Genomic DNA, 11,900 nt, shown 5'->3' on the forward strand with positions numbered 1-11,900 from the left:
GGTCAGGCGGACGAGTTCGCCGCCTCCGCCTCGGATTCTGACTGGGCGAGTTCTTTCTTCCACTGGCGGAACGTCTCCTCGGTGCGGCCGCGGCGCCAGTAACCCGAGATGGACGACGCCCATTTCGCGTCCACGCCCCGCTCCTTGCGGATGTAGGGCCGCAGGTTGTGCATGACGGCCTGCGCCTCGCCGTGGATGAACACGTGCACCTGCCCCGGCAGCCACGGGGCGCTGGTGACGGCCTCGATCAGCGGGGCGTGATCGCCGGCGCGGTCCTCGGGCACCAGGTCGGCGCGTCCGCCGCGATACACCCAGTGCACCTCGACGCCATCTGGTGCGGTCAGCGGGATCTCGTCCTCCGGCCCAGCCACCTCGATGAACGCCTTCCCGACCGCGCTGGGCGGCAACGCCTCCAGCGCCGCGGCGATGGCCGGCAGCGCCGATTCGTCGCCGGCCAGCAGGTGCCAGTCGGCGGCCGGGTCGGGTGTGTACGCGCCGCCGGGGCCCATCAGGTAGATCGGCTGGCCGGGTTGGGCGGTGGCCGCCCACTGGCCGGCCGTCCCGTGCTCGCCGTGCACGACGATGTCCAGCGCGATCTGGCGGGCCTCGACGTCGACGTGCCGGACGGTGAGGGTGCGCACCGTCGGCCTCTTCTCCGGGGGCAGACCGGCGAAGCTGTCGAGGGTCAGCGGCTCGGGAAGACCGGCGACGTCCACGTCGTCGGCGACGAACGCCAGCTTGACGTAGGAGTCGGTGAACTTGCTGGGCACGAAGGCGTCAAAATTCTTGCCCCGCAGCACCACCCGCACCATGTGCGGGGTGAGCTGCTCGGTACCGACAACTTCGAAGCATTGCAGCGGTCGACCTGCCACGTGTCCTCCTGTCCGACGCCCGACCCGCCTCGACTATACGAGCCGCGGCGTTGACGCAGCGTGGCCCGCGGTCGCCCGGACGATTCGCCACAACCCGTCCTGGCGCTGCACCAACCCGGCCAGCTCGAGCATCGCCAGCGGCCCCAGCGCCTGCTCGGGCACCAGCCCCGACGCGACCGCGATCTCGTCGACCGTGGCTGCGCCGCGGCCGGGCAACGCCTCGTATACCCGGCGCTCGGCCTCGCTCAGGCCGTCCAACGGCGTGACCGGCCGCGGCTCGTCCGGCGCCAGTTCGCCGATGTGGCCGATGAGCTCGACGATGTGCTCGGCGCGGGTGACCAGCTCGGCGCCCTCGCGCAGCAGCGCGTGGCAACCCGCCGACGCCGACGAGGTCACGGGTCCGGGCACCGCGGCCACCACCCGCCCCAGCGCCCGCGCCCAGGCCGCGGTGTTCGCCGCCCCGCTGCGCAGGCCCGCTTCCACCACCACCGCCGCGCCTGAGACGGCGGCCACCAGGCGATTGCGGGTCAGGAACCGGTGACGGGCCGGGCGGACACCGGGGGCGTATTCGGTGAACAACAGCCCGTGCTGGCCGATGCGGTGCAGCAGCGCGGTGTGACCGGCCGGGTAGGGGACGTCGAGCCCGCCCGCGAGGACCGCCACGGTGATCCCGTCGCAATCCAGCACGGCCCGGTGGGCGGCGCCGTCGATGCCGTAGGCACCGCCCGAGACGACGGCCACGTCGCGTTGCGCCAGGTCGGCGGCGAGTTCGGCGGCCATCTGCTCGCCATAGGCCGTCGAGGCGCGCGTCCCCACCACGGCGGCGGCCCGCTGTGCGACCTCGTCGAGTCGGGCGGGCCCCTGCGCCCACAACACCATCGGCGGGCCGCCGCGCCGCCGTGCTTCGGCGCCGCCGAACGCGGCGAACGCCAGCACCGGCCACTCGTCGTCGTCGGGCGTGATCAACCGGCCGCCCCGCCGGGCGATCGCCTCGAGATCGGCCGCCGACGTGTCGATGTCGCGCCTGGCCTCGGTGTGCCGGGCCAGGACGCCGTCGACCGCGCCCCGCCGGACCCGCTCGGCCGCCTCGACCGGACCGACACGCCGCGCCAGGGCGGCGAGCCCGGCGCAGGGCGGTTCGGCCACCCGGGACAGATACGCCCACGCCCGCAGCGCGGGCTGCCGGCCCGTCGGGGCGCTCACCGCTGCGTCCCCGGCTGGCGGAAGCTCAGTGCGGCGGCGACCTCGTCGAGCCCGGGCGACGTGCGGCCCGCCAGGTCGGCGAGGCTCCACGCGACCCGCAACGTGCGGTCGAGGCCCCGGATGCTGATCAGGCCGCGATCCAGCGCCCTTTGCAGCGGCTCCATCGCCGCTTTGCTGGGGCGGAACTTTCGGCGCAGCAGGGTCCCGCTGACTTCGGCATTGGTGCGAAAACCGTGCGGCTGCCAGCGCTGCGCGGCGGCCGCGCGGGCGGCCGCCACCCGCTGACGCACCTGTGCCGTGGATTCGCCGTCGCGACCCGAGAACGCCGTCGCCCGCACCGGATCCATCTGCACCCGCAGGTCCACCCGGTCCAGCAACGGCCCGGACAACTTGCCCAGGTAGCGGCGTTTGGTCGCCGCCGGGCACATGCAGTCCCGCGGATCGGCCGGCGCGCACGGGCACAGGTTGGCGGCCAGCACCAACTGGAACCGGGCCGGATAGCACGCCACCCCGTCGCGGCGGGCGAGGCGAATCTCGCCGTCCTCCAACGGCGTTCGCAAAGCCTCTAAAGCGCTGACCCGGATCTCGGCGCACTCGTCGAGGAACAGCACGCCGCGATGGGCCCGGCTGACGGCGCCGGGGCGCGCCATCCCGGAGCCCCCGCCGACCAGGGCCGCCACGCTGGAACTGTGGTGGGGCGCCACGAACGGCGCCCGGGTGATCAACGGCGTGTCCCCCGACAGCAGCCCGGCCACCGAGTGGATCGCGGTGACCTCCAGCGACTCGCTCTCCGACAGCGGCGGCAGCAGGCCCGGAAGGCGTTGCGCCAGCATCGTTTTGCCCACCCCGGGCGGCCCGGTGAGCATGAGGTGGTGCGCGCCGGCGGCGGCCACCTCCACCGCGAAGCGCGCCTGCGTCTGGCCGACCACGTCGACCAGGTCCACCACCGGCTCCTCGGGCGTGCGGTCCGGATGGACCCGGTTGTGCAGGGCGCCGGTGCCGCCGAGCCATTTCTTCAGCTGCCCCAGGGTCCGCACGCCCCACACGTCGATACCGTCCACCAGGCTGGCCTCGGCGAGGTTGTCCGCCGGGACCACCACGGCCGGCCATCCGTCGCGTTTGGCGGCGAGCACGGCGGGCAGCACCCCGCGCACCGGCCGGACCCGCCCGTCCAGCGAAAGCTCGCCCAGCAGCACGGTTTTCTCCAGCCGGTCCCACGGATTCTTTCGCTGCGCCGAGAGCACCGCCGCGGCCAGGGCGATGTCGTACACGCTGCCCATCTTCGGCAGCGTCGCCGGCGACAACGCCAGCGTCAGCCTCGCCGCCGGCCAGTCGTTGCCGCAATTGGTGACCGCGGCCCGGACCCGGTCGCGCGACTCCTGCAGCGCGGCGTCGGGCAGACCCACCAGGTGCACGCCCGGCAGTCCGGACGTGATGTCGGCTTCGATCTCCACGATCTCCCCGTCCACGCCGCGCACCGCGACGGAGAACGCGCGCCCCAGCGCCATCAGCCGATCCCTTGCAGGTGGGTGATCTCCGGGGTGCGCCGGCGTCCGACCCGCACGCCGATCACGTCGATGCGGATCGCCGACCACCGCCGGTCCTGGCCGGCCAGCCACAGCCCGGCCAGCCTGCGCAGCCGCCGGACCTTGCGCGGGGTGACAGCGTGCGCCAGTCCGCCGTAGCCGTCGCCGGTGCGGGTCTTGACCTCGACGAACACCGCCGTGCCGGCGCGGTCGCAGGCGATGATGTCGAGTTCGCCGTAGCGGCAGCGCCAGTTGCGGTGCAGGATCCGCAATCCCGCCCGCGTCAGGTGGTCCACGGCGAGCGCCTCGCCCATCGCCCCCAGCTGGATCCGGGTCATCGTCGTTTCGGTTGTCATGCGGGCCACGGTGCCCGCCGGGGCCGACGGGCCGGGCCGCCGTCGCGGGCTGCGGCCGCCCGCGCCCGCAAGTTATCCCCAGTGCGACCTCCATCCACAGGAGGCCGGGCAACACGGGGTCACGCGATGCGGTCGGCCCTGGTGTAGATGTTCATCGAGTCCTCGCGCAGGAACGCCACCAGCGTGATGCCGGACTCCTCGGCCAGCGACACCGCCAGCGACGACGGAGCGGAGACGGCCGCCAGCACCGGAATCCCGGCCATCACGGCCTTCTGGGTCAGCTCGAAGGATGCCCGCCCGCTGACCAGCAACACCGAGGCTGCCAGCGGCACCCGCCGATGCTCCAGCGCCCAGCCGATCACCTTGTCGACCGCGTTGTGCCTGCCGACGTCCTCGCGCACCACCAGCATCGTGCCGTCGACGCCGAATAGCGCGGCCGCGTGCAACCCGCCGGTGCTGTCGAAAACCTTTTGTGCGGAACGTAGTTGGTCCGGCATCGCCCTCAGCGTGGCCGGGGCGACGGTCGCGGGATCGGCACCCGGGGTAAACCGGCTGCTCAACCGCACCGCGTCCAGGGACGCCTTGCCGCAGACCCCGCACGACGATGTGGTGTAGAAGTTGCGGGTGACATCGAGGTCGGGTTTGGGCACCCCGGGTGCCAGCGTCACGTCCAGCACGTTGTAGGTGTTCGCGCCGTCGTCGTCACGCCCGGCGCAGTAACGGATGCTGTGGATGTCGTCGCGGCCGCCGATGACCCCTTCGGTGAGCAGAAAGCCTTGGGCCAGTTCGATGTCCGCGCCCGGCGTGCGCATCGTCACGGTGACCGCCGCGCCGTCGACCCGGATCTCCAACGGCTCCTCGACGACCAGGGTCTCCGGCCGGGTGATCGCCTCCTCGGCGGTCAGATGCGTGACCTGCCGGCGTGACGTTACGTGCCCCACTACGCGGCTTCACCGCCGACTGCGGGCTCCACCCGGATGACGACGGCCTTCGACACCGGGGTGTTCGACTTCGCCGCGGTGTGATCGAGCGGAACCAGCGGGTTGGTCTCGGGATAGTAGGCGGCGGCGTTGCCGACGGGAGTCGAATAGGCAACCACCAGAAAGTCTTTCGCGCGCCGTTCCTGAAGCCGGCCCTGCCCGTCCGTCCACTCCGACACCAGATCGACGCGCCCTCCCGGGGTCAGGCCCAGCGCTTCGATGTCGGCGGGGTTGATGAACACCACGCGGCGCCCGCCCTTCACCCCGCGGTAACGGTCGTCGAGGCCGTAGATCGTGGTGTTGTACTGGTCGTGGCTGCGCATGGTCTGCAGCACCAGCCGGCCCTCAGGCACCGGCACCCATTGCAGCGGATTGACGGCGAAGTTGGCCCGCCCCGTGCTGGTGTGGAACTCGCGCGTGTCACGCGGCGGGTGCGGCAGCTGGAATCCGTCGGGCGCACGCACCTTGCGGTTGTAATCGGCGCAGCCGGGGACCACCGCGGCGATCGCGTCGCGGATGGTGTCGTAGTCGGCGGCGAAGCTCTCCCACGGAACCGGGTGCGCCGCACCGAGAAGCGTGCGAGCCAGCCGGCACACGATTTCCACCTCGCTGCGCACCTGGTCGCTGGGCGGGTGCAGGCTGCCGCGGGACAGGTGCACCATCGACATCGAATCCTCAACCGAGACAACCTGTTTGCGCCCACCTCGAACGTCGCGGTCGGTGCGGCCGAGGGTGGGCAGGATCAGCGCCGTGTTCCCGTGCACGAGATGGCTGCGGTTGAGTTTGGTCGAGATCTGCACGGTCAGCGAGCAATTGCGCAGGGCGGCCTCGGTGACGACGGTGTCGGGGGTGGCCGACGCGAAGTTGCCGCCCATACCCACGAACACCTTCGCCCGCCCGTCGCGCATCGCCCGGATCGCGGCCACGGTGTCATACCCGTGCTTGCGGGGACTGGCGATGCCGAACCGATCATCCAGGGCGGCCAGAAACTCCTCGGGCATCTGCTCCCAGATGCCCATCGTGCGGTCGCCCTGCACGTTCGAATGTCCGCGCACCGGGCACACCCCGGCGCCCGGCTTGCCGATCATGCCCCGCAGCAGCAGCACGTTGGTGATCTCGCCGATGGTGGCCACCGCGTGCGCGTGCTGCGTCAGGCCCATCGCCCAGCACACCACCGTCCGCCGCGACGCCATCAGCATGTCGGCGACGCGGTCGAGCTGTCGGCGTTCGATGCCGGTGGCGGCGAACACGTCGTCGAGGTCGATGTCGAGGGTTCGGCGCCGGTATTCGTCGAACCCCGCGCAATGCGCGTCGACGAACGCGGTGTCGATGACGGTCCCCGGGGCGCGGTCATCGGCCTCCAGCAGCAGCCTGCCCAGCCCGGCGAACAGCGCCATGTCGCCGCCCAGGCGGATCTGCACGAATTCGTCGGCGATCGGGATGCCGTGCCCGACCACGCCATGCACCTTTTGCGGGTCCTTGAACCGGATCAGCCCGGCCTCGGGCAGTGGGTTCACCGCAATGATGTTGGCGCCGTTGGCCTTTGCCTTTTCCAACACCGACAGCATCCGCGGGTGGTTGGTGCCCGGGTTTTGTCCGGCGATGACGATCAGGTCGGCCAGCTCGACGTCCTCGACGGTGACCGAACCCTTGCCGATGCCGATCGACTCGGTGAGCGCCGAGCCCGAGGACTCGTGGCACATGTTGGAGCAGTCGGGCAGGTTGTTCGTGCCGAACGAGCGGACCAGCAGCTGGTAGCAGAACGCGGCCTCGTTGCTGGTGCGGCCCGACGTGTAGAACACCGCCTCATCGGGGCTGTCCAGGGCGCCGAGCTGGTCGGCGATCAGCCGGTAGGCCGCGGCCCAGCCGATCGGCCGGTAGTGGTCGTCACCGGGACGCAACACCATGGGGTGGGTGAGCCTGCCCTGCTGGGACAGCCAGTACTCGGGCTTCGCGGACAGCTCGGCGACCGAGTGCCGGGCGAAGAACTCCGGTGTGACGGTGCGCTTCGTGGCCTCCTCGGCGACGGCCTTGGCGCCGTTCTCGCAGAACTCGGCCAGCTTGCGACCGCCGTGCTCCTCGGGCCACGCGCACCCGGGGCAGTCGAAGCCGTTGCGTTGGTTGAGCCGGGCCAGCACCGCCGCGGTGCGCAGCGCGCCCATCTGCTCGAACCCGCGTTGCAGGGAGACCATCACCGCCCGAACGCCCGCCGCCTCGCGCTTGCGGGGCGTGACGGTGACCGCGTGTTCGTCGTAATCGACGGCGGCAGGCCCGGACACGGCCGAACGGTGAGACCTCACAGCATCAAATTACCGCTTGGCGGGGGCCTCAGCCCGTTCAGACCGCTCGGGCCCCTCAGACCGCTCAGACCGCGGAGGCCAGCGCCGCCAGGGCCTGCGCCGAGGAGTAGAGCGGCCGCCAGCCCAGCTGGGTCTTGGCCTTGGTGGTGTCCATGACCATCGACGTGCGCGCCGTGTGCAGCCATTCCAGCATCGCCGGCATCAGCGGAACGCGCGAAATCGCCGCCGAGGCCGCCGAGGCCGCGACGGCGGGCACCCGGACCGACCGCGCACCCAGGGCCTTGGCCACGTCGGCCACCGACACCACACCGTCGCCGGCGATGTTGTACGCCCCCGGCGGCGCCGGGGCGGTGGCCGCCAGCGCGATCGCGGACGCGACATCGTCGTGGTGAACCAGCTGCAGCGGAATACCCGGATCCGGCAGCATCGGCTTCAGCAAAGGAATGGCCCGCAGCGCCCTGACGACGGCGCGTATCGGGCCGGGCAGCTGGTTCCACGGCATGGCGTCGGCCAGGGCGGTGGCGTTCGGCCCGGCGACCACGCACGGCCGCAGGACGAAGACCTCCAGCGGCGAATCCCTGGTGATGTCGGCGAGCATCGCCTCGCACGCGGCCTTCTGCGCGGAGTAGTAATGCTCGGCGGACCCGCGCACCGGCACGTCCTCGGTGAGCGGGACCGGGTTGTCGGCGTGATAGCCGTAGGCCGCCACCGACGAGGTGTAGACCAGGCGCCGGGGCCGCTCGGCGGCCACCGTCGCCTCGAAGACGTTGCGGGTGCCCTGCAGGTTGACACGCGCGCTCTCGTCGCGCGAGCCCATGATGATGAAGGCAAGGTGGATCACCACGTCGGCCTGCGCGACCACGGCGTCGACGGCCTCGCGGTCGAGAATGTCGCCCCGCTGGTAGGTGGTCTTGACCCAGCCGCGTGAGGACGGGTCGAACGGGCGGCGGGCCATCCCGATGACGGTGTCGACGGCGGGTTCGCGCTCGAGCGCCGTCACCGCGGAGATACCGATCTCCCCGGTCGGTCCGGTTACCGCGACGGTCACACCCATCTAGACGTCCTTCCCTCCCGCTCCCACCCGAAACCCTGCGCGGAAACGCCACCGCGGTCAAAGGCGACGGACGGGTCGCCCACCGATTTGCTGCAACCGGGCCAAACCGGGTGTAACGGTGGTGCCGGCGACCGATAATCTACGGCGACCGACGGGTCACACCGCCGTCACCGCACGAAACGAGGCAACAGCATGGCGGACAACCCGGACGCGCCCCCGACGGGCGGGGAGAAAGCCGACCCCGCGACGGTTTTCGCAGCTCTGGCCGAAATCATCTATCGGGGCTCGGATGCCAACGAGATGTACGCGGCCATCTGTGTCGCCGCCACCCTGGCCATCCGCGGCTGCGACCACGCCAGCCTGATGGTGCGCGAGAACGACCGGTACGTCACCGTCGGCGCCAGCGACCGGCTGGCGCAGCAGGTCGACGAGCTGGAACGCCGCGCCGGCGACGGCCCGTGCATCGATGCGATCGAGGAGGAGACGCCCCAGATCGAGCCCGACCTCACCACGCCGTCGATGTGGCCCAAGCTGGCGGCGGTGCTGGTCGCGGAGACACCGGTGCGGGGGGCGATGGGATTTCGGCTCCTGGTCGACAAACGCAAAGGCGCGGCGCTCAACCTGTTCAGCGATACCCCGAACATGTTCGACGCCGAGGCCGCCGGGCGGGCGGCGGTGCTGGCGGCCTTCGCGAGCGTCGCCATCAACGCGGTCGCCAAGGGGGAAGACGCCGCCAGCCTGCGCCGGGGGCTGCTCAGCAACCGCGAGATCGGCAAGGCGGTCGGCATGCTGATGCTGCTGCACGACATGAGCGAGGACGACGCCTTCGACCTGCTGCGCCGCCATTCCCAGGCGCTGAACATCAAGCTGGCCGAGGTCGCCCGCGCGGTGATCGAGCAACGCGGCCAGCTGCCCGCCCTCGCGGAAAACCAGCTGCCCCCGAACGCCTGAACGGCGGTTATTCGGGGAGCCGCAGCTCGGGCTTCTCGACCTCTTCGATGTTGACGTCCTTGAAGGTGACCACCCGCACCTGCTTGACGAAACGCGCCGGGCGGTACATGTCCCACACCCACGCGTCGGACAGCCGCAGCTCGAAGTAGACCTCGCCGTCGGCGTTGCGCGGCGTCATCTCCACGCTGTTGGCCAGGTAGAAGCGCCGTTCGGTTTCCACGACGTAGCTGAACTGGCCGACGATGTCCTTGTATTCGCGGTACAGCGAGAGCTCCATCTCGGTTTCGTACTTTTCGAGATCTTCTGCGCTCATCTGCCACTCATCCGCTCAGACGTCCTTCTCCCACATGGTGTCCCCGGGACCCTGGTCCCATCTTTCCTCACCGATATCCGTCGCGCTGCAGCGGTGGGTCCGGATCGCAGTCGGCCACCAGCCTGGTGCCCGATCCGTTCGCGACGCGCCGCACGTTGATGAACGAATAGCGGTGCTCCGGACACGGGCCCAGCCGCGCCAGCGCCGTGCTGTGCGCCGGCGTGCTGTAGCCCTTGTGCAGGGCGAAGCCGTAGCCGGGGTGATCGGCCTCCATGGCCACCATCAGCCGGTCCCGGCTGACCTTCGCCAGCACGCTGGCCGCCGCGATGCACGCCGCGACCGCGTCGCCACCGATGACCGGCAGCGACGGGACCGCCAGGCCGGGCACCCGGAAACCGTCGCTGAGCACATAGCCCGGCCGCACGGACAGCCCGGCGACGGCGCGTCGCATCCCCTCGATGTTGGCGACGTGCACACCGCGCCGGTCCACCTCGGCGGGCGGGATGAACACCACGTGGTAGGCCAACGCGTAGCGGCGGATCAGGGGGAACAACTTCTCCCGGGCGGCCTCGGTGAGCTTCTTGGAATCATCAAGCGCGGCAAGGCTTTCCATTCGCCCCGGGCCGAGCACACAGGCGGCCACCACCAGCGGGCCCGCGCAGGCGCCGCGGCCGACCTCGTCGACGCCGGCCACCGGGCCCAGCCCGTTGCGGTACAGCGCCGACTCCAGGGTGCGCAACCCTGACGACTTCCGGATCACCGTGCGCGGCGGCCACGTCGTGGCCATGGCTACCGAGTCTGCTGCGGGTTCACCGACTCCACGCCACCCCACCGGGACGGCGGCCACACGATGAACCTGGCCTTGCCGATCACATTGGACACCGGCACGGTCCCCGTGGTGGGGTCGCCCGTGCACAGCACGCCCTTGAGCGCCTCGGCGGGCACGCTGGTGCAGTGGGCGCGCGAATCCGCCGAGTGCGTCCGGTTGTCGCCCATCACCCACAGCCGCCCGGCCGGGACGGCGACCGGCCCGAACTCGCTGCCCAGGCACGGGTAGACCGACGGGTCGGCCGCCATGGTGTTGCGATCCAGGTACGGCTCCTTCAGCGGCTTGCCGTCGACCGTCAGCCCGGTCTCCGCCCGGCACGCCACCGTCTGTCCGCCGACCGCGATAACCCGCTTCACCAGGTCGTTTTCGTCCGGCGGGACGAAGCCGATGAACGACAGCGCGTTCTGCAACCAGCGCAGCACGGTGTTGTTCGACCGGATCGACTTGTAGCCGAGGTTCCACGGCGGCGGCCCCTTGAAGACGATGACGTCGCCGGGGCTCGGCGCGCTGAACCGATAGCTGATCTTGTCCACCATGATCCGGTCGCCGACGCAGCCGGTGCAGCCGTGCAGCGTGGGCTCCATGGATTCCGACGGGATCAGGTAGGGCCGCGCGACGAAGGTCAACATGACGTAGTAGAGCGCGACGGCGATCACCGCCAGCAGGGCGAATTCGCGCAGCGTGGAGTGCTTGGCGCCGGCGGGCTCGGACGCCTGGTCCGGTTGACCTGGTTCGGGGACCGGCCGGTCGGCCGCGTCGGCGTCGTCGGGGCGCGTCTCCGGATTGCGCGTAGAGACCTTCGGATCTGATTCGCCAGCGTGGGACTGGGGGTTAGATGAATCCGCGGTGTCGGTCACGTGATCAGCGTAGCCAGCACAGGTTGTCGCCCGGCAAGCCGGCGAGTGATCCGCTTCGGAAACCCGTAAGGCGAATCACCAGCGCCGCCAAGGCGTCCCGGCTCAGCGCTTCTCCTTGATCTTGGCCTTCTTGCCGCGAAGCTCCCGCAGGTAGTACAGCTTGGCGCGGCGGACATCACCACGGGTCACGACCTCGATGTGGTCGATGTTGGGCGAGTGCACCGGGAAGGTCCGCTCGACGCCGACGCCATAGCTTTCCTTGCGGACGGTGAAGGTCTCGCGGATGCCACCGCCCTGGCGGCGGATCACCACGCCCTTGAACACCTGGATGCGCTCCTTGGCGCCCTCGATGACCTTGACGTGCACGTTGATGGTGTCGCCCGGGCCGAAAACCGGGATGTCGTCGCGCAGCGACGCCTGATCGACGAAGTCCAGCCGGTTCATCTGAGAGACACTTCCTTGAGGTCGCGGCCGACGGCAGCTACCCACACGTAGGTGTGAGGCGGTCGCCGAGCCGATGGGCTTTCTGGCGTATCTCGCAGCGGGCGGGAAATGGCGCAGGCGGCCTGCAGCCGCTGGAGACAACTGGTCAATTGTGCCAGACGGTGCGCGTGCCGCGAAAATCACACGAAGTCGGCGGTTCGCGGCGAGCCGAATGC

The 11,900-nt window shown here is 70.7% G+C and carries 11 protein-coding genes and 1 pseudogene; 1 reads left to right on the top strand and 11 read right to left on the bottom strand.

What is annotated here, in order from left to right; translation table 11 throughout:
- Positions 1 to 2: 2 nt before the first annotated feature.
- The 7 genes from K883_RS01300 to K883_RS01330 all read right to left on the bottom strand — a co-directional run bounded on the left by K883_RS01300 (position 3) and on the right by K883_RS01330 (position 8,291).
- Positions 3 to 872: a siderophore-interacting protein gene (locus K883_RS01300; protein ID WP_008258817.1), complete on the bottom strand. Its 870-nt coding sequence runs from the start codon at positions 870 to 872 to the stop codon at positions 3 to 5.
- 33 nt (positions 873 to 905) lie between these two features.
- Positions 906 to 2,075: a DNA-processing protein DprA gene (gene dprA, locus K883_RS01305; protein ID WP_036453458.1), complete on the bottom strand. Its 1,170-nt coding sequence runs from the start codon at positions 2,073 to 2,075 to the stop codon at positions 906 to 908.
- A complete protein-coding gene (locus K883_RS01310; RefSeq protein ID WP_036453460.1) occupies positions 2,072 to 3,583 on the bottom strand; it encodes a YifB family Mg chelatase-like AAA ATPase in 1,512 nt (503 codons plus the stop codon). The genes dprA and K883_RS01310 overlap by 4 nt, the downstream gene beginning before the upstream one ends.
- Complete coding sequence (locus tag K883_RS01315; protein WP_036453462.1) at positions 3,583 to 3,957, bottom strand: YraN family protein; 375 nt, start codon at positions 3,955 to 3,957, stop codon at positions 3,583 to 3,585. Before K883_RS01315 ends, K883_RS01310 begins: the two co-directional genes overlap by 1 nt.
- 119 nt (positions 3,958 to 4,076) lie before the next feature.
- Positions 4,077 to 4,898, bottom strand: coding sequence for a formate dehydrogenase accessory sulfurtransferase FdhD (gene fdhD, locus K883_RS01320; protein WP_036453464.1), 822 nt, complete (start codon positions 4,896 to 4,898; stop codon positions 4,077 to 4,079).
- Positions 4,898 to 7,237: an FdhF/YdeP family oxidoreductase gene (locus tag K883_RS01325; protein WP_179945039.1), complete on the bottom strand. Its 2,340-nt coding sequence runs from the start codon at positions 7,235 to 7,237 to the stop codon at positions 4,898 to 4,900. Before K883_RS01325 ends, fdhD begins: the two co-directional genes overlap by 1 nt.
- Before the next feature lie 64 nt (positions 7,238 to 7,301).
- Positions 7,302 to 8,291, bottom strand: coding sequence for an NAD-dependent epimerase/dehydratase family protein (locus K883_RS01330; RefSeq protein ID WP_036453468.1), 990 nt, complete (start codon positions 8,289 to 8,291; stop codon positions 7,302 to 7,304).
- Positions 8,292 to 8,483: 192 nt separating this feature from the next.
- Between K883_RS01330 and K883_RS01335 the strand changes: the two genes are divergently transcribed.
- Positions 8,484 to 9,242 carry a GAF and ANTAR domain-containing protein gene (locus tag K883_RS01335; protein ID WP_036453470.1) on the top strand — a complete coding sequence of 253 codons (759 nt, stop codon included), beginning with the start codon at positions 8,484 to 8,486 and terminating at the stop codon, positions 9,240 to 9,242.
- Between the two features lie 7 nt (positions 9,243 to 9,249).
- On the opposite strand, the gene K883_RS01340 is transcribed toward K883_RS01335, so the two are convergent.
- From K883_RS01340 to rplS, 4 genes and pseudogenes are all read right to left on the bottom strand, one after another.
- Positions 9,250 to 9,555, bottom strand: a complete 306-nt coding sequence (locus K883_RS01340; RefSeq protein WP_003875077.1) for a DUF2469 domain-containing protein — start codon at positions 9,553 to 9,555, stop codon at positions 9,250 to 9,252.
- A 15-nt stretch (positions 9,556 to 9,570) separates the two neighbouring features.
- A pseudogene (locus K883_RS01345) lies at positions 9,571 to 10,342 on the bottom strand (ribonuclease HII).
- 2 nt (positions 10,343 to 10,344) lie between these two features.
- The gene (lepB, locus tag K883_RS01350) at positions 10,345 to 11,241 is read right to left on the bottom strand and encodes a signal peptidase I (RefSeq protein WP_036453472.1); all 897 of its coding nucleotides are present in this window, start codon (positions 11,239 to 11,241) and stop codon (positions 10,345 to 10,347) included.
- 102 nt (positions 11,242 to 11,343) lie between these two features.
- On the bottom strand, positions 11,344 to 11,685 hold the full coding sequence (rplS, locus tag K883_RS01355; protein ID WP_007775353.1) for a 50S ribosomal protein L19: 342 nt from the start codon (positions 11,683 to 11,685) through the stop codon (positions 11,344 to 11,346).
- Between the last annotated feature and the right edge of the window lie 215 nt (positions 11,686 to 11,900).

This window comes from Mycobacterium sp. TKK-01-0059 (genome assembly GCF_000709305.1).
GTDB classification, from domain to species: Bacteria; Actinomycetota; Actinomycetes; order Mycobacteriales; family Mycobacteriaceae; genus Mycobacterium; species Mycobacterium intracellulare.

Excerpts from the sequence above, each read along its gene's own strand:
- rplS (WP_007775353.1), bottom strand. The coding sequence starts at position 11,685 with ATGAACCGGCTGGACTTCGTCGATCAGGCGTCGCTGCGCGACGACATC.
- K883_RS01330 (WP_036453468.1), bottom strand. The coding sequence starts at position 8,291 with ATGGGTGTGACCGTCGCGGTAACCGGACCGACCGGGGAGATCGGTATC.
- K883_RS01340 (WP_003875077.1), bottom strand. The coding sequence starts at position 9,555 with ATGAGCGCAGAAGATCTCGAAAAGTACGAAACCGAGATGGAGCTCTCG.
- K883_RS01335 (WP_036453470.1), top strand. The coding sequence starts at position 8,484 with ATGGCGGACAACCCGGACGCGCCCCCGACGGGCGGGGAGAAAGCCGAC.
- K883_RS01315 (WP_036453462.1), bottom strand. The coding sequence starts at position 3,957 with ATGACAACCGAAACGACGATGACCCGGATCCAGCTGGGGGCGATGGGC.
- K883_RS01310 (WP_036453460.1), bottom strand. The coding sequence starts at position 3,583 with ATGGCGCTGGGGCGCGCGTTCTCCGTCGCGGTGCGCGGCGTGGACGGG.